Source organism: Reyranella massiliensis 521, assembly GCF_000312425.1.
Lineage (GTDB): Bacteria > Pseudomonadota > Alphaproteobacteria > Reyranellales > Reyranellaceae > Reyranella > Reyranella massiliensis.
Window position 1 is genome coordinate 3,346,400 of sequence record NZ_HE997181.1, and the last position, 17,316, is coordinate 3,363,715.

Here is a 17,316-nt window from a genome sequence, read left to right on the forward strand (position 1 = left end):
CTGTTACGCCGCCAGACGGGCGGCGATCCTGTCCAGGGGCTCGAGGCCGTCGATCGGCCCCAGGGCAGCGAGCGTGAGCTTGCCCTGCAGCAGGCGTTGAGCGACACGGCGCACCGCGTCCTGGTCCACGGCTTCGATGCGGGCAACGACCTCGGCGTAAGGGATTGGCCGGCCATGGACGATGAGATGACGCGCGGCCTGCTCGCAACGTGCGCCACTCGATTCCAGAGCCATCAGTGTTCCGGCCTTGATCTGGTTGCGGGCTCGCACCAGCTCCGCTTCGTTCAGCGTCTCGGCAACACCTACGAATTCGTCGCACACCGCGGGCACCAGCTCGGCGAGATCGTCCTCTCCCGTGCCGGCATAGATGCCGAACAGGCCGCCATCGGCATAGGCCGTGTTGAAGCAATGGATGCCATAGACCAGACCGCGCTCCTCGCGGATTCGCTGGAAAAGCCGCGAGGACATGCCGCCGCCGAACAGCGTCGAATAGACGGCGAGCGCAAAGTAGTCAGGGTCGCGATAGCCGATACCCTCACAGCCCAGCACGAGATGCGCCTGTTCGAGCACCCTCGTTTCACGGCCGTCGCCGCCGACATAGGCCAGCGGGACCGGCTGCTCGGCATTGGCCGGCGTGCGCGGCACCGAGCCGAAATGCTTCTCGGCAAGGTCGACGATGCGATCGTGCTCGACCCGGCCAGCCGCCGAGAGAACCATGTTCGACGCGGTGTAGTGGCGCGCGAGATAGGCAAACAGATCGTCGCGGCCGATCGCCTCGACGGTCGCGGCGGTGCCGAGTACCGGCCGGCCCAGCGGCTGGCCGGGCAGCGCCGTTTCCTGGAACTGGTCGAAGATGATGTCGTCGGGCGTGTCGAGCGCCTGCCCGATCTCCTGCAGGATGACGCCACGCTCGCGCTGCAGCTCGTCGGGATCGAACACCGAGTTGCGCAGGATGTCGGCGATCATCTCGACGCCCAGGCCCACATCCTCCTTGAGTACCGAAGCATGATAGGCGGTGATCTCACGGCCGGTATAGGCATTGAGGCTGCCGCCGACATTCTCGATTTCCTCGGCGATGGCGCGCGCAGAACGCGTGCGCGTGCCCTTGAACGCCATGTGCTCCAGCATGTGCGCCATGCCGTTCAGCTCGGCAGCCTCATGGCGCGTGCCGCAGGCGACCCAGATGCCGAGCGAGGCCGATTCGACCTCGGGCATCTCGTCGACGGCGACGCGCAGCCCGTTGCCGAGAGTCGTGACCTTGACGTTGCTCATGTCTTCACCTTGGCGCGCGTTGCCGGAGCCGTGGCCATTGCCCGGCGTTCGTCGATCATGGCCTTGAGCGCTTCCACGTCGTTGCGCAGCCCATCCACCCGCTCCGCCCGCTCCAGCAGGTCGCCCAGCCGCGCCGGCAAAGCCGGCCGCTCGCCGGTCGCCTTCTCGACGGCATCCGGGAACTTGGCGGGATGCGCCGTCGCCAGCACGACCATGGGGATGGAGGTGTCGCGGCGGCGCTGTTGGGCCACGGCATAGCCCACCGCGGTGTGCGGATCGATGGTTTCGCCGAAGCGGCGACGGCAATCGGCAATGGCGGCGATGGTGCCGGCATCGTCGATACGCCCCGCGTCGAAGAGCTGCCGAACACCAGTGAACGCATTGGCGCCCACCTTCAGCGTGCCGGTGCTGCGGAAGGCTGTCATGGCGTCGGCGAGGGTCGCGCCGTTGCGGTCGTAGAGGTCGAACAGCAAGCGCTCGAAATTGCTCGAAATCTGGATGTCCATGCTGGGGCTGAGCGTCGGCACGACTTCAGACATCGTCATCGTGCCGCTTTCGAAGAAGCGCGCCAGGATGTCGTTGCTGTTGGCGCCAACTACGAAGTGCGAGATCGGCAGGCCCATCTGCTTTGCCGCATAGCCGGCATAGACATTGCCGAAATTGCCGCTGGGCACGGTGAAGGCCACCGGCCGGTCCGGCGCGCCGAGCTTCAGCGCCGCCCAGAAGTAATAGACGATCTGCGCCATGACGCGGGCGAAGTTGATCGAATTCACCGCCGTCAGCGCATGACGGTCGCGAAAGGCAAGATCGTTGAAGCAGGCCTTGGCGAGGTCCTGGCAGTCGTCGAACGTGCCCTGCACCGCGATGTTGTGCACGTTGGGCGCCAGCACCGTCGTCATCTGGCGGCGCTGTACCTCGCTCACGCGTCCCTTGGGGAACAGCATGAAGATGTCGATGGTCTTGCGATCGCGCACCGCCTCGATGGCGGCCGACCCGGTGTCGCCCGACGTGGCGCCGACAATGGTGGCGTGCTGGCCGCGCGCCGTCAGCGTCTGGTCGAGCATGCGGCCGAGAAGCTGCAGGGCCACGTCCTTGAAGGCGAGAGTAGGACCATGGAACAGCTCGAGGAGGTGCAGCCCACTGTCGCCCAACGGCTTCAGTGGCGCGACCTCCGGCGTCTCGAACGAAGCATAGGCTTCGCCGATCAGGCGACGGAACGTCGCTTCGTCGAACGTGTCGCCCACGAAGGGCCGCATCACGCGGAAGGCGAGTTCGGTGTAGGTCAGGCCCTTCAGCCCAGCGATCTCGGCCTTGTTGAACTGCGGCCACTCCGCGGGAAGGTAGAGACCGCCGTCGCGGGCGAGGCCTGCGAGCATGACGTCTTCGAAGCCGAGCGGCGCAGGATTACCCTGCGAGCCGTGGCGAGTGCTGATGTAACGCAACGAAAAACTCCGGTATCGCGCCGGCAGGTGACCTGAAGGCCTCAGGCGACCTGGCGACAGGCCTCGTGATCCTTGCGAACGCGCTTGGTCGAGGCGGGAAACTTCTGCAACATGCGCTCCGGCCGGGTCGGACGTTTGACCAGATCGCCGCCACAATTGGGGCAGTGGCCGCCCAGGCGAGTTCGCGCACAGTCCGCACAGAAGGTGCACTCGAAGGTGCAGATCAGGGCGTCGGACGCGCCGTTGGGCAGGTCCTTGTCGCAGCACTCGCAGTTGGGGCGGAGATCGAGCATGGCTTCCTCTTACGCCGACAGGTAGCGGCTTTCCAGATGCACCTTGAAGGCCGAGGTTCCCAGCGCCGAGCCGGTGGCCGCGGTCAGGATCTCGTCGGTCGTGGCGATCGAGCCCTTGCCGTGCACATTGGCACGAAGCCAGCCCAGAAGCGGCGAGAAATCGCCCTTCCCGATGGCCTCCAGAAGACCGGGCTCCGCGCGACGGGCCGCACCAAAGAGCTGGGCGGCCGCCAGGGCCCCTAATGTGTAGGTCGGGAAATAACCCCATCCTCCGTCAGGCCAATGGATATCCTGCAGACACCCGAGCGAATCGTCCGGCGGCACGACGCCCAATAACTCGCGCATGCCGTCGTTCCAGGCGCCCGGCAGATCGGCGAGCGGCAGGTCGCCTGCCAGCATCGCCCGCTCCAGCCGGTAGCGCAGCATGATGTGCAGCGGATAGGTGACTTCGTCGGCATCGACGCGGATGAAGCCCGGCGCCACCTGTGTGTAGAGGCGGTGGATGTTCTCCACGCTCCAGGCTGGCCCGTCCTTGCCGAAAGCGGCGCGCATGCGGGGTGCCGCGAAGGCCACGAAGGCGTCGCTGCGGCAGGCCTGCATCTCCATCAGGAGCGACTGGCTTTCGTGCAGAGTCATGCCGCGGGCACTGCCCACCGGCTGACGCCGCCACGCGCGCGGCAGGCCCGCCTCGTAGAGGCCGTGGCCGGTCTCGTGCAGCACGCCCATCAGCGCCCGGGCGAAGTCTTTTTCGTCGTAGCGTGTGGTGATGCGCACATCGTCGGCCGTTCCACCCGTGAAGGGGTGAGCAGAGACGTCGAGGCGGCCGTGATGAAAATCGAAGCCGATGAGACGGATCAGCTCTTCGCCCAGGCGGCGCTGCGCCTCGACCGGGAACGGTCCGTCGAGAGGCTGGATCGGCGGGAGCCGCTTTTGGTGCTCGAGCACGCGGCCCAGCAGGTCGGGCAGGAAGGAGCGCAGCTCGGCGAACAGCGCATCGATATGGACCGAGCGGCCACCCGGCTCGAACTCGTCGAGCAGCGCATCGTAGAGCGAGGTGCCGAGCGCCGCGGCCTTGGCCTCGCCGACGCGGCGCATGATGTTGAGCACTTCCGACAGGGCCGGCAGCAGCGACTTGAAGTCGGCATCCTTCTTGGCCGAACGCCAGGCGAGCTCGCAGGCACTGCAGGCACGCGTGCGTGCGTCGACCAGGTCGGCGGGCAGCGCGCTTTCATGCACCCAGGACCGGCGCATCTCGCGCAGGTTGGCCTGCCGCCAGGGGTCGAGCGAGGCCCGCCCCTCCTCCGCCCGCGCCAGCAGGTCGGACATGTCGGGAGCGGCGATGATCTCGTGCGCGATCACGCCGAGCGTGGCGAGCTGGTCGGCGCGATCGTCGCTGGCGCCGTCCGGCATCATCGTCGAGCGGTCCCAGTTCAGGATAGCCGAGGCGCGACCGACAGCGCTCAGACGCGCGAACCGGCGCTCGAGCTCGGCATAGGGATCGTTGGTGATCACTTATCCGCCTTGCGGCGACCGCCGATCTCGAGCCGCCCCGTCTCCCAGTGATAGGCGAGATACACGCCGGCCATCGCCACGGCGATCAGAAACCAGGTGATGGCGTATTGCAGGTGATCGTTGGGAATGTCGAAACGCGTCTGACCGCCGACCGGCAGGCCGCCGGGATTGGGTGTGGCATCGGCGTCGAGGAAGAACGTGTCCAGCTTGGGATCGGGTGGCGCCCCGGCCATCTTGCGCATCAGCGGCACGTCGACGTGGAACCACACGTTCTTGTCCGGCACGTTCTCGGGCGCGAACTGACGACGCTCCTGATTGCGGCGCACGATGCCGACCAGCTCGACGTGACCCGCAGGCTGGCCTTCGGCGCGACGGGCGGGATCCTTCCGCTCCTGGGGAATCCAGCCGCGATCGAACAGGACGATGCGGCCGTCGTCGGTCTTGAGCGGCACGACGAGCTGGTGGCCGACCTTGTTCTTGAGGCTGCGCGCAGCCAGGAAGTATTCCTTGTCGTAGAGGAAGGTGCCACCGAGCTTCACGCGCCCGTACTCGTAGCGAAGCGGATTGCCGCTCAGCAGCTCGTCGAGGGAAACCGGCGCGGCTGCCTGGTTGGCGGCGATACGATCGAGAATGTCCCTTTTCCATTCGCGACGCTCCATCTGCCAGATGCCGAGCCCCAGCGAGAGGACCAGGATCGGCAGTGAGACGAGCGTGGGCCACAAAGCGGGCCGCAGCCTGATCATGATGTCTCCTCTACTCGTCGAGTGCAGTCGAGCGATGGGTGTACTGCTGGGCGACCAGGAGTGCCTTCAGGAAGCGCAGCATCCAGGTCGCGAGCCCGAAGGTGACGGGCAGCCAAATCAGGACATGCAGCCACCAGGGCGGCTCGTAACGGAATTCCACCCAGAAAACGAGCATCATGATGATGGCACCCAGTGCCAGGATCACGAGCACGGCCGGCCCGTCGCCGGCATCGTTTCCCCGCAGGTCGAGGTCGCATTCGGAACAGCGATCGACCACCGTCAGCAGACCGCGAAACAGCTTACCGCGGCCGCAGCGCGGGCAGGTGGCGCGGAGCGCGACGTCGAGTGGCGATTGTCGTGGCCAGTCGGACAAGGCTGTCTCCTCAAAGGCGAACCGCCGGGGATCGCCCGGCGGTTCCAAGATAGTCGGCTTTTCTGCTCAGTGCAGGGCGATCGGCGCCTTACCGGCCCCCCACCAGTAGATGCAGAAGAACAGGAACAGCCACACCACGTCGACGAAATGCCAGTACCAGGCAGCGGCCTCGAAGCCGAAATGCTGCTTGGGCTTGAACTGACCCTTCATCGCCCGGAACAGGCAGACCAGCAGGAATATCGTCCCGACCAGCACGTGGAAGCCGTGGAAACCCGTCGCCATGTAGAAGGTCGACGCGTAGATGCCCTGGTCGAAGGTAAACGGCGCGTGCAGGTACTCGTAAGCCTGGACGCCGGTGAAGATCATCCCCAGGACGACCGTGCACAGCAGGCCACGCACCGCGTCGCGCTGATTGCCCTCGATGATCGCGTGATGCGCCCAGGTCACCGTCGTGCCGGAGAGCAGCAGGATCAGCGTGTTCATCAGCGGCAGGTCGAACGGCGCGATGATGCTGATGCCCTTCGGCGGCCAGATGCCGCCGGTGACTTCGGCGCGCACGGGCTGCTTCAGTTCGCCGGGATAGAGCGACGCATCGAAGAATGCCCAGAAGAAGGCCGCGAAGAACAGCACTTCCGAGGTGATGAACAAGATCATCCCGTAGCGCAGGCCGATCTGGACAACCGGCGTATGGAAGGTGCGCGACTCGACGATGACGTCGCTCCACCACCAATACATGACCGCGACGACCATCAGGAGGCCGGGCGCGAGCGCCCACCAGTGCACGACCTTGATGACCTTCTCGACGCCCGGCCCCAGCATGTCGGGATGCATGCCGAGCGCGAAGCCCAGCGCCAGCACCAGCGCAGCGAACGCGCCAAGCGCCGGCCACGGGCTCGGATCTACGAGATGATAGGGATGCTTGGGAGCGCCGTCGGCCATGTTCATCCACCCTTTCCAGTATCAGCGGCGGGCACGCCGCCGAGCAAGGTCCTTGCCCGTTCCGTCTTCGCCTCGAAGAAAGTGTAGGAGAGCGTGACGGTACGGATGTTGTCGTAACGCCGATCCTTGTCCATCTCGGGATCGACGAAGAAAATCACGGGCATGTCGACCGACTGCCCGGGCAGCAGCAACTGCTCGGTGAAGCAGAAGCATTGAAGCTTGTTGAACCACGGCCCGGCGCTTTCGGGCGTGACGTTATAGGTCGAGGTCCCGACCAGCGGGCGCTGCGAGACATTGGTCACGCGATAGTGCACGAGGCGCTCTTCGCCCAGTTGCACCTTCACCTCGCGCTGCAGCGGCTCGAAGCGCCAGGGCAGCGCCGAATCCGTATTGGCATCGAAGCGCACGTTGACCGTACGGTCGAGCAGCGGCCTGTCTCCCGACTGGGCGACCAAAGGCTTGCCACCAAAACCCGTGGTACGGCAGAACATGTCGTAGAGCGGCGCCGCGGCAAAGGCGGCACCGACCATGCCGCCGGTCAGCAGCACGAGACGCCGTGCGATGCGCGCGTTCTTTTGAGTCGGCGTGAGGGGTGTCTTGTTGCTCATCCCTGCGCTCCCATGCGCACTATGGTGAGCGCAAAGAACGCCACCACGAGAACCAGCAGGAAAACCGCGACGAACAGATTCTTGCCGCGCTGACGGCGGTGCATATCGGTATCGCCCGGGCGGCGGTCGTCGGCCATCATGCTCATCCGGCCAAAATCCGCCCCGCGACCAGGTCGAGGGGCAGCGCCGCGAACAGTGCCGCGAGATAGAGCAGCGAGAAGCGGAACATGCGCCGCGCCGCTCCATGGGCGGTCTCGTCGTCCGCCGTCCGCCACACGGAGATCGCGTAGCCGACGAAAGCGAGGCTGAAAACCAGCGCGACAGAGCCGTACAGCCAGCCGACCGAGCCCAGCAGGGTCGGCGCCAATGCCACCGGCGCAAGCACCAGCGTGTAGATGAGCATCTGGCGCTTGGTTTCGCGCGGCCCGGCCACCACCGGCAGCATCGGCACGCCGGCGCGCCGGTAATCGTCGCTGCGGTAGAGAGCGAGCGCCCAGAAATGCGGCGGGGTCCACAGGAAGACCAGCAGGAAGAGCGCAACGCCCACGGCCGACACGTCGCCGGTCACGGCCGCCCAGCCGATCATCGGCGGGAAAGCGCCCGCAGCACCGCCGATTACGATGTTCTGCGGCGTCCGGCGCTTCAGCCAGATCGTGTAGACGAAGACATAGAACAGGATCGCGGCGGTCAGCAGCGCGGCGGCGACGAAATTGGTCGCGACCGCCATCAGCGCGACCGAAAAGATGGACAACAGCACGCCGAGGCCCAGCGCGTCGTCGGGTGCGACGCGGCCGGCCGGCAGCGGTCGGTTACGGGTCCGCTCCATCACCGCATCGAGGTCGCGCTCGTACCACATGTTGATGGCACCGGCGGCCCCCGAACCCAGCGCGATCGCCAGCACGGCGAGCGTCGCCGTGAGCGGATGGATGTGGCCCGGCGCGATCACGACACCGATCAGCCCGGTGAACACGACCAGCGACATGACCCTGGGCTTCAGGAGGTCGACATAGTCGCGCACGCGTGAAGCGGGAGCCGCCTCGTCGGTGATCGTCAGGATGCCGTTTGCCGTGTTGCTCATAGCCTTTCAAGGCGAAGGCGCCTTTTGGGCGCCTCCGCTCCTCGAGATCAGTGGTGAGCCGACGGGGAGATGCGCGGCAGTTCCTCGAAGGTGTGGAACGGTGGCGGCGAAGCGACCGTCCATTCCAGCGTCGTGGCGCCCTCGCCCCAGTAGTTCGCGCCGACCTTGCGGCCGTACATCAGCGTGCCGAAGACCACGAAGATCAGCCAGAAGATCGTCGAGCCGAACGAGATGAACGCGCCGATCGAGGAGATGTAGTTCCAGTGCGCCATCGCGTCGGGATAGTCGACGTAGTGGCGCGGCATGCCGGCCAGACCGGAGAAGTGCATCGGGAAGAACGTCAGGTTGACGCCGATGAAGGTCGTCCAGAAGTGGACCTGAGCCGCCCATTCCGAATACTGCCGGCCCGACATCTTGCCGAGCCAGTAGTAGAAGCCGGCGAACATGCCGAACACCGCACCGAGTGACAGCACGTAATGGAAGTGCGCGATCACGTAGTAGGTGTTGTGCAGCGAGTAGTCGACGCCGGCGTTCGCCAGCACGACGCCGGTAACGCCGCCGACGGTGAACAGGAAGATGAACCCGATCGCCCAGAGCATGGGCATCTCGATACGGATCGAGCCGCCCCACATCGTCGCGATCCAGCTGAAGATCTTCACGCCCGTCGGCACTGCGATCACCATCGTGGCCGCGACGAAGTAAGCTCGCGTGTCGACGTCCATACCGACTGTGTACATGTGGTGCGCCCACACGACGAAGCCCACGACGCCGATTGCCACCATCGCATAGGCCATCCCGAGATAGCCGAAGATCGGCTTCTTCGAGAAGGTCGAGATGATGTGGCTGATGATGCCGAAGGCCGGCAGGATCATGATGTACACCTCGGGATGGCCGAAGAACCAGAAGAGGTGCAGGAACAGGGTCGGGTCGCCACCGCCCTCGGCCTTGAAGAACGAGGTGCCGAAGTTACGATCGGTCAGCAGCATGGTGATGGCGCCGGCCAGGACCGGAAGGGCCAGCAGCAGCAGGAACGCAGTGACCAGGATCGACCACGCGAACAGCGGCATGCGATGGAGCGTCATGCCCGGCGCACGCATGTTCAAGATGGTCGTGATGAAGTTGATCGCGCCCAGGATCGACGAGGCACCCGCGATGTGCAGCGAGAAGATCACGAGATCCATGCCCGCACCCTGACTGAGCGTCAGTGGCGGATAAATCGTCCAGCCGGTGCCGACACCACCGCCGATCAGGGCCGACATCAGCAGCAGGATGAACGCCGGCGGCAGCAGCCAGAAACTGATGTTGTTCATGCGCGGGAACGCCATGTCGGGCGCTCCGATCATCAGCGGCACGAACCAGTTGCCGAAGCCGCCGATCAGACCCGGCATGACGACGAAGAACACCATGATCAGGCCGTGGGCCGTCACGAAGGTGTTCCAGAGGTGTCCGTCAGGCGTACCGTCTACGTTGAAGTACTGCACCCCCGGCTGCAGCAGCTCGAGGCGCATGATCACCGAGAAGGCCGCACCGATCAGGGCGGCGCAGATCGAGAACACAAGGTACATCGTGCCGATGTCCTTGTGGTTGGTGCTGTACAACCACCGCTTGATGCCGGTCGGCGTGTGGTGGTCGTCGTGGTGGCTGTGGTCGTGGGCGGCGCCGTGCGCGGTGGCCATTGTAATCTCCTGCGGCGAAGCGCTTAGCGGTTGGCGGGAGCGGTTACGGAAGCGAAGTTGGTTTCGGGCAGCAAGCCGGCAGCCTTCTTCTTCTCCTCAACCCATTTGTCGAAGTCAGCTTTGGATACGACCTTGATCGCGATCGGCATGTAGGTGTGATTCATGCCGCAGATCTGCGAGCACTGGCCGAAATAGAGGCCCTCTTCCTTCACGCTGATCCAGCCTTCGTTGAGACGGCCGGGGATCACGGTCTTCTTGATGCCGAAGCCGGGAACGGTCCACCCGTGCATGCTGGCGCCCTCGGCCGTGCCGATGATGCGCACGACGGTGTTCGCCGGGATCACCATCTCCTCGTCGACCGCCAGCAGGCGCGGCACCTGCGGCTTCTGCTTGACACGATCGGCCTCGGCCAGGATGCGGCTCTCGACCTTGAAGTTGCCCTGGTCGGGATAGTCGTAGGACCAGTACCACTGGTGGCCGGTGACCTTGACCGTCAGGCCGGCGTCGATCGCCTTGTCGCTGTAGTAGAGCAGACGAAACGACGGCACCGCGACGACGACCAGGATGAGGATCGGGATGATCGTCCAGGCGATCTCGAGGCCGGTATGATGGGTGACATTCGTCGCCACCGGGTTACGCGAGGCGTGGAAGCGCCACACGGCGTAAATCAGCAGGATGAGGACGAATATCGAGATCATGATGATGATCACAAGCAGCAGGTCGTGCAGCGACTCGACCCGCTCCATGATCGGCGTAAAGGCCGCTGGGAAATTCAGCTGCCAGTCGTGCGGCACGCCGATGACTTTCTGCGCCTGAGCGGCGCCCGCGAAGCCGAAGGCGGCTATCGCCGACAAAATGCCCAGAATGCTCAATACGCGCTTACCGACCATGCATCCGTCCCCTCGCGGTTTAGATCCCAACGGGATTTCCGACCCGCAAAATCCCCCGCATTTCAAACGGGTTAGTACCAGATATAGCCGTGGGTCGTAACGGGTTTTCGCCCCCAGTCGGTATGTGGCGGCCAGTCGCAGCCGCGTCAGTTCAGGACATTTGCAAGAGCTTCGCCGCCTGCACGCCCCAGGCAAAGGCCGGCCGGTCGAAAGGACGCATCCGCCGGTGCAAAGCGGCGTAAGACGAGCATTGGCCCGGCGGCGCTATTGCCTGGAAAAGCCGCGCCACCCGATGGCCTTGGCCATACGTCGCGGCTTACTAAGATCCGCCGCCGGCGGGCTCCGTTGTGAAAGAGCCGGAGCGTCCAGCTGGATGTAGTCCGCCCGCGGATCCAGCGAAGGCTATCGGCCGGTCCGCCCACGACAGATCGATGGCCCCCGAGTTCTGCCGCGGGCCCGAAGCAAAGCGCACGAGCCCCGAGGGAGGCCCGCCGAAGATCGATTCCGGAACGATCCAGCCGCCTGGGGCGGCCTCGCCTCCTGTCCAGGGGTGGGCCGGCACGCGTGCGAAAGCGACGATCGACGGCGGCTCCCGGCGAAGGGCGAGCCGTTCGGACACGAGGCGGCGGAGTTCGGCGTCGGTGAGCGTCAGGCCATGCGTGCGGAAGTAATGGCGAACCGTCTCGCCGATTGCGAAGGCGACTTCCGACGGCGGGCGGCCGACGTCGAGGATGGCCTGAACGGCCGCCTCCATCTCGCGGCCGAAGGCGCGCCATGTCCTTTCGACCTGCGTCTCGCGCGAGACGTCGGCCGGCCAGTCGGGAACGAAGCTCATGGAAGATACGGCACTGCTGCGCCGCCCCCGCCGCTCAACGCGGTCATCGATCAATCCGTAGAATATGACTTCCCAATATGTGCGATCGGAACTGGCAAAAAGCGCCAACCCCTGCCCGGTCGCACTGCCACTCTAGCCGCCAGCCCCGTCAAAACCACGACAAACGATGCACATCCTGCTGAAAATGTGGCCCCGGCTGCCCATCCACCCCCGGGCGCCCCGCCCCGAAGTTGCCGCTTGTCTTTCGATGATCGGCCTATAAGGTCCGGCCGCCACATCTGACCGTGGCTTCGCCGAAGGAACACGTCATGCGTCTCTCCCTTCTGACGCCCGTTCTTGCCGTCATTCTCATGTTTGCAGGAGCCGCCTCCGCCATGGACAAGGAAAACACACTCTATATCGACCTGAAGGACGGCCGCGTCGTGATCGAGATGCGCCCCGACCTCGCCCCCAAGCATGTCGCCCAGATCAAGAAGCTGGCGCGCGAAGGCAAGTACGACGGCGTCGTCTTCCATCGCGTCATCGACGGCTTCATGGCGCAGACCGGCGACCCGACGGGTACAGGCTCCGGTGGCATGGGCGAGACGCTCAAGTCAGAATTCAACAAGGAACCGCACACCCGCGGCACCGTCTCGATGGCGCGGACCAACGATCCCAACAGCGCCCGCAGCCAGTTCTTCATCGTCTTCAAGGACTCGAACTTCCTCGACGGCCAGTACACCGTGTGGGGCAAGGTGACGTCCGGCATGGAGTTCGTCGACAAGATCAAGAAGGGCGCACCCGGTTCGGGTGCCGTCGCCGCGCCGCAGGACAAGATGATCAAGGTCCAGGTCGCGGCCGACGTGAAGAGCTAACCCGCTCTTCCGGTCTCTATAAGAACCTCCCCCGCCGCAACGGGGGAGGTTTTTCTTTGAGAGAACGGCTTGCCGTCTCCTACGCGTCCTTCGTAACGGTGTGGAAGGACTTCGAGATGACCTGCCAGCGGCCGTCGACCTTCAGCAGCGTCAGATAGTCGGTGAAGTAGCGCGGCGGAATTTGGCATTCCACCTTGGCAATGGCGGTCGCCGGACCGGAGAAGTCGATCGACACGATGCGGTCGGCCCGGGCGCTGCCCTTGGACTTCGCCGACGGACGGCTCTCAACCGCCTTGAACCACTCGGCGCGCGGCAGATCGGCCGCCTTGCCGTCGCTGCCTGCACTGTAGAGATGCGAAGCGGGATGGAACGCTTCGCCGAGCTTCTTGGTATCGCCTTCGTAGAGGCCGTCGAAATAGACCTGCAGGACCTTTTCGACCGCTGCGACATCGGAATTCATCAGTTCACTCCCTCACTCGGATTGCGCTCTATTCAAACAAGATCATTCAGACAGGCCCATTTGGCGCCACCAGGATCTTACCGTTGCGCCCGCCTTTGTCGGCATGGGCCAACGCTTCCTTGATTTTCTCGATTGGATAGACCGTGTCCACTGGCGCGTGCAGCTTGCCGGCCAGCACTTGCCCGCCGAGATCGGCATAGATCTCGCGGATCTTCTCCGGGCTGCGCTTTGCGAGCCCGCGCCCCAGCATGAAGCCCGTGAGCTTGATGCCGCGATAGATGAAGTTGCTGCGCGTGACCACGGGGTCCTCGCCGCTCATCGAACCGTAATGCACCACGGTGCCCTCGGTCGCGACGCACTCGACGATCCGCCCCGTCGCCCTGCCGCCAATCGCCTCGACACCAAGCCGGATCGCAGCGTCACCCGTGCCCTTGGCGACACGCGCAGCGAGATCGTCGTCGTCGACGACCACGAGATCGGCGCCCAGCGACTTGAGCTCGGCTTCCAGGTCGGGCCGACGCACGACGTTGACGGTGCGCAGCCCGCGTTGCTTCGCCAGCACGATCAGCAGGCGGCCGACCGCCGAATTAGCGACGTTCTGGATCACCCACTCGCCGGGCTTCAGGTCGACAAAGTCCTGGAGCATGAGCTGCGCCGTCGGCGGATTGATGCGCACCATGGCCGCCTGGCGCAGATCGATGCCGGCCGGCAGCGGGATGGCGTCGTTGCCCTTCACGCGCCGCTTCTGCGCCCAGTTCTCGCGCTGCAGGTTGATGACGAGATCGCCCTTCTTGACGTGCGTCACGGCCGATCCGACGGCGGTGACGCGGCCAACGCACTCCGCGCCGGGCGTGGCCGGCAGCGGCGGCTTCAACCGATAGCTGCCCTTGCAGAACCACATGTCGGCGGGGTTGATGGGAAAGGCCAGGACGTCGAACACGACCTCGTCGGCCGCCGGTTCGCCGACATCGGGAACATCGGCGCAGCGCGCGACCTCCCATGGCGTTCCATAGCGATCGATCAGCACCTGCTTCACGCTGCCCTCCCCTCACTCCCTCGAATTCCGTTCCAGGGGGCCACTTTGTTGGCCCGTCGATTGCTTGTACTGTGAATCAACAGGGGGTGAAATGCCGGATGGCAGCAAAGGCATTTGACGAAATGAACTCGGGCACGGACGGCTCGGTCCGCCCGCCCTACCGTGGAGTGGCCGCCTGGCTGGATCGTACATCCCCCGAGCGCGTCGCCGCGACCCGCCGCGAAGTCGACCTCTTCTATAGGCGACACGGCATTACCTTCGGCGCCTATGGCGCGACCGATGGCCACGAGACCACGATCCCCTTCGACATCATTCCGCGCGTCATCGCGTGGGACGAATGGGAGTATCTGCACAAGGGCCTGTCGCAGCGCGTGCGCACGCTCAACGCCTTCCTCGCCGATGCCTACGGGCAGCGCGAGATCTGCCGCGCCGGGATCATCCCCGAAGAACAGATCCTGATGAATGCCGAGTTCGTGGCGATGGCGCAGGGCCTGGCGCTGCCGGGCGGCGTGCATGCCCATATCGCCGGCATCGACCTCGTGCGCGTCGGCGAGAAGGATTTCTACGTCCTTGAGGACAATGTGCGCACGCCATCGGGCGTGTCGTACGTGCTGGAGAACCGCGAAGTGATGATGCGGCTGGCGCCCGAGCTGTTCTCGGCCATGCGCGTGCTGCCCGTCGCCGACTATTCCGAGGAACTGCTGGCCACGCTGCGCTCGGTCTCCTTCAGCGACGACGTCGAGCCCAACGTCGTGCTGCTGACGCCGGGCCACTACAACAGCGCCTACTTCGAACATGCCTTCCTGGCCGACGAGATGGGCATCGAGCTGGTCAAGGGCTCGGACCTGTTCGTCGACGAAAGCCGCGTCTACATGCGCACGCCGCGCGGGCCGCAACGGGTCGACGTGATCTATCGCCGGGTCGACGACGCCTTCCTCGATCCGTTGGCGATGCGCCCCGATTCCTATCTCGGCGTGGCGGGTCTGCTCGGCGCGTTGCGGGCCGGCAGGGTCAACATCGTGAATGCGCTGGGCAACGGCGTGGCCGACGACAAGTCGACCTACACCTATGTGCCCGAGATGGTCCGCTTCTATCTCGGCGAGGAGCCGATTTTGCAGAACGTGCCGACCTGGCGCTGCGATCGCTCCGACGACTACAAGTACGTACTCGAACACCTGTCGGAACTGGTGGTGAAGGAAGTCCACGGGTCGGGCGGCAAGGGCATGCTGGTCGGCCCGACGTCGAGCAAGGCTGAGATCGAGGAATTCGCGGGTCTCCTCAAGACACGGCCGGACAACTACATCGCACAGCCGACCCTGGCCCTGTCGACTTGCCCGACCTTCGTGAGCCAGGGTGTGGCGCCGCGCCACGTCGACCTTCGCCCCTTCGTCCTGTCCGGGCGCAAGATCACCATAGTACCCGGCGGGCTGACGCGCGTGGCACTGAAGGAAGGCTCGCTGGTCGTCAATTCGAGCCAGGGCGGCGGCACCAAGGATACCTGGGTGCTGGCGCCCGACGCGCCGGCCGGCGGCAGGTAGCGCCATGCTGAGCAGCACCGCCAAGAACCTCTACTGGATGGGCCGCTACCTGCAGCGAGCCAAGTCGACGGCACGGCTGATCGAGGCGATGCAGCGCATGGCCCTGCAGTCGCGCGGCGAGGAAGCGGCGGGCGTCGCGGCGATCTTCGGCATGGAGGACGAGTTCCGCCAGAGCCAGCTCCAGGGTGGCCGGCTGGCCAGCCTGATCGACTTCCTGGTGCTCGACGAGAACAACCCCTCCTCGATTGTAAACTCGATCGACGCGGCGCGCCGCAATGCCCGCGAGGAACGCAACAACATCACGGTCGATGTCTGGGAGAGCCTGAACGGGCTGTGGCTGGAGCTGAGTAGCCGCCTTCGCGGCAACCGCGCAACGCTCGACCGCGGCGCGCTGATCGAATCGGTGAAGAAGCAGGCCGTCATGATCTTCGGCGCCGCGCAAGTAACCCTGCTGCGCGACGAGGCGAACAATTTCTTGCAGCTCGGCGCCTACCTCGAACGTGCCGACAATACCGGCCGCATCCTCGACGTGAAGTTCCATCTGCTGCGGCCCGATGGCGATGCCAATGCCGAAGGCCTCGACTACTTCGCCTGGTCGGAGCTGCTGGCCTGCATCGGTGCGGTACGTACCTACCGGCGTATCTATCGAAGCTCATTGCATCCCATGAAAGTGGCGGAGCTGATGATGCTGCGCCGCGACGTGCCGCGCTCGGTGCACCACTGCCTCTGGATGGTCGACCTCAACATGCGCGAGCTGGCCGACGCCTACGGCACGCACGGCGAGGCCGACCGGCTGGCCGGCGAGCTGCATGCCCGGTTGCGTTACGCCCGGATCGACCAGGTGTTCGATGTCGGCCTGGCGAAGTTCCTCGGCACGCTGCGCGGCGACATCGCGACGCTGAACGACGAGATCGGCCGACAGTTCCTGTTGGATTGAGGGACGGACCATGCGCTTCTCCATCCACCACGCCACGCGCTTCGACTTCAACCAGCCCTCCCGCCACTCGATCCACGATGTGAGGCTGACGCCCAAGCCGGCCACGGGGCAGCGCATCGTGTCGTGGCGCATCGAAGGCCCCGGCAAGCGCTCGGAATGGGTCGACGGTCACGGCAATCAGGTCACGACTTTTTCGCTGGCACATCAGCACCAAGCCGTCGAAATCGTCGTGCACGGACTCTACGAGTACGGCGGTGTCGATCAATGGCTGCGCTATGCCGACGCGCCGACGCTGCCGGCGCCGTTTTGGCTGCGTAACACCGGGCTGGCGCGCCACGATGCGAGCTTCGATCCGCTGATTGAGGGCCTTGCCGAACGCGCCGCCGATCCGGGGCAGCGCGTCGCCGTCCTGCATGAGCTGATGGATCGGATTGCCAGGCGCATCGCCTACAAGACCGGAGTCTCCACGGTGGACACCACGGCGGTCGAAGCGCTGGCCCGCGGCGCCGGCGTCGCCCAGGACGACGCGCATGTCTTCATCGCCTGCTGCCGGCGGCTCGGCGTCCCCGCGCGCTATGTCAGCGGCTACTTGCGCAACGACGATCCAGACCTGCATGTCGGCCGCACCAGCCACTCCTGGGCCGAGGCCTGGGTGCCGGGTCTCGAATGGGTCGGCTTCGATCCTGCCAATGGCATCAGCCCGCGCGGCGACAGTCTGCGGGTCGCGGTCGGCCTCGATTACCGCGATGCCGCTCCGGTCAGCGGGCGGCGCATCGGCTTCGGCGATGCCAAGATGACCGTCGAGGCCTCGATCCGCCTCGTCGACTAAG

At 65.2% G+C, this 17,316-nt stretch carries 19 protein-coding genes; 4 read left to right on the forward strand and 15 right to left on the reverse strand.

The features are described from left to right. Positions 1–3: 3 nt before the first annotated feature. The 13 genes from BN60_RS16315 to BN60_RS16370 form a co-directional block, all read right to left on the reverse strand. Positions 4–1,272 carry a M16 family metallopeptidase gene (locus BN60_RS16315; protein ID WP_020697169.1) on the reverse strand — a complete coding sequence of 423 codons (1,269 nt, stop codon included), beginning with the start codon at positions 1,270–1,272 and terminating at the stop codon, positions 4–6. Next, positions 1,269–2,714: a threonine synthase gene (thrC, locus tag BN60_RS16320; RefSeq protein WP_020697170.1), complete on the reverse strand. Its 1,446-nt coding sequence runs from the start codon at positions 2,712–2,714 to the stop codon at positions 1,269–1,271. The genes BN60_RS16315 and thrC overlap by 4 nt, the downstream gene beginning before the upstream one ends. Before the next feature lie 41 nt (positions 2,715–2,755). After that, positions 2,756–3,007: a DUF1272 domain-containing protein gene (locus tag BN60_RS16325; protein ID WP_020697171.1), complete on the reverse strand. Its 252-nt coding sequence runs from the start codon at positions 3,005–3,007 to the stop codon at positions 2,756–2,758. A 9-nt stretch (positions 3,008–3,016) separates the two neighbouring features. Next, positions 3,017–4,519: a carboxypeptidase M32 gene (locus BN60_RS16330; protein WP_020697172.1), complete on the reverse strand. Its 1,503-nt coding sequence runs from the start codon at positions 4,517–4,519 to the stop codon at positions 3,017–3,019. Beyond that, positions 4,516–5,262, reverse strand: coding sequence for an SURF1 family protein (locus tag BN60_RS16335; protein ID WP_020697173.1), 747 nt, complete (start codon positions 5,260–5,262; stop codon positions 4,516–4,518). The genes BN60_RS16330 and BN60_RS16335 overlap by 4 nt, the downstream gene beginning before the upstream one ends. A gap of 10 nt (positions 5,263–5,272) precedes the next feature. Further along, positions 5,273–5,635, reverse strand: a complete 363-nt coding sequence (locus BN60_RS16340; RefSeq protein WP_020697174.1) for a DUF983 domain-containing protein — start codon at positions 5,633–5,635, stop codon at positions 5,273–5,275. Between the two features lie 66 nt (positions 5,636–5,701). Further along, entirely contained in the window at positions 5,702–6,574 is an 873-nt protein-coding gene (locus BN60_RS16345; RefSeq protein WP_043285886.1) for a cytochrome c oxidase subunit 3, read from the reverse strand. Positions 6,575–6,576: 2 nt separating this feature from the next. Beyond that, positions 6,577–7,182, reverse strand: coding sequence for a cytochrome c oxidase assembly protein (locus tag BN60_RS16350; RefSeq protein ID WP_020697176.1), 606 nt, complete (start codon positions 7,180–7,182; stop codon positions 6,577–6,579). Continuing rightward, positions 7,179–7,328 (reverse strand): hypothetical protein, encoded by a 150-nt coding sequence (locus tag BN60_RS30955; protein ID WP_020697177.1) that lies wholly within the window; start codon positions 7,326–7,328, stop codon positions 7,179–7,181. Before BN60_RS30955 ends, BN60_RS16350 begins: the two co-directional genes overlap by 4 nt. Beyond that, positions 7,325–8,260, reverse strand: coding sequence for a heme o synthase (locus BN60_RS16355; protein WP_020697178.1), 936 nt, complete (start codon positions 8,258–8,260; stop codon positions 7,325–7,327). Before BN60_RS16355 ends, BN60_RS30955 begins: the two co-directional genes overlap by 4 nt. A gap of 47 nt (positions 8,261–8,307) precedes the next feature. Continuing rightward, positions 8,308–9,936: a cytochrome c oxidase subunit I gene (gene ctaD / locus BN60_RS16360; RefSeq protein WP_020697179.1), complete on the reverse strand. Its 1,629-nt coding sequence runs from the start codon at positions 9,934–9,936 to the stop codon at positions 8,308–8,310. A gap of 23 nt (positions 9,937–9,959) precedes the next feature. Further along, the gene (gene coxB, locus BN60_RS16365; RefSeq protein WP_020697180.1) at positions 9,960–10,826 is read right to left on the reverse strand and encodes a cytochrome c oxidase subunit II; all 867 of its coding nucleotides are present in this window, start codon (positions 10,824–10,826) and stop codon (positions 9,960–9,962) included. 319 nt (positions 10,827–11,145) lie between these two features. Beyond that, complete coding sequence (locus BN60_RS16370; RefSeq protein ID WP_020697181.1) at positions 11,146–11,661, reverse strand: hypothetical protein; 516 nt, start codon at positions 11,659–11,661, stop codon at positions 11,146–11,148. Between the two features lie 350 nt (positions 11,662–12,011). Between BN60_RS16370 and BN60_RS16375 the strand changes: the two genes are divergently transcribed. Then, positions 12,012–12,515 carry a peptidylprolyl isomerase gene (locus BN60_RS16375; RefSeq protein WP_245539869.1) on the forward strand — a complete coding sequence of 168 codons (504 nt, stop codon included), beginning with the start codon at positions 12,012–12,014 and terminating at the stop codon, positions 12,513–12,515. Between the two features lie 79 nt (positions 12,516–12,594). Here the strand turns inward: BN60_RS16375 and BN60_RS16380 are convergent, their stop codons facing one another. Beyond that, the gene (locus BN60_RS16380) at positions 12,595–12,975 is read right to left on the reverse strand and encodes a nuclear transport factor 2 family protein (protein WP_020697183.1); all 381 of its coding nucleotides are present in this window, start codon (positions 12,973–12,975) and stop codon (positions 12,595–12,597) included. Between the two features lie 46 nt (positions 12,976–13,021). Next, positions 13,022–14,011 carry a zinc-dependent alcohol dehydrogenase family protein gene (locus BN60_RS16385; protein WP_020697184.1) on the reverse strand — a complete coding sequence of 330 codons (990 nt, stop codon included), beginning with the start codon at positions 14,009–14,011 and terminating at the stop codon, positions 13,022–13,024. 98 nt (positions 14,012–14,109) lie between these two features. Here BN60_RS16385 and BN60_RS16390 point away from each other — a divergent pair, with 98 nt between their 5' ends. From BN60_RS16390 to BN60_RS16400, 3 genes are read left to right on the forward strand one after another with little or no spacing between them, the layout of a single operon-like run. After that, positions 14,110–15,549, forward strand: coding sequence for a circularly permuted type 2 ATP-grasp protein (locus BN60_RS16390; protein WP_020697185.1), 1,440 nt, complete (start codon positions 14,110–14,112; stop codon positions 15,547–15,549). Positions 15,550–15,553: 4 nt separating this feature from the next. Beyond that, a complete protein-coding gene (locus BN60_RS16395) occupies positions 15,554–16,486 on the forward strand; it encodes an alpha-E domain-containing protein (RefSeq protein WP_020697186.1) in 933 nt (310 codons plus the stop codon). Between the two features lie 10 nt (positions 16,487–16,496). After that, positions 16,497–17,315 carry a transglutaminase family protein gene (locus tag BN60_RS16400; RefSeq protein WP_020697187.1) on the forward strand — a complete coding sequence of 273 codons (819 nt, stop codon included), beginning with the start codon at positions 16,497–16,499 and terminating at the stop codon, positions 17,313–17,315. Position 17,316: the final 1 nt, after the last annotated feature.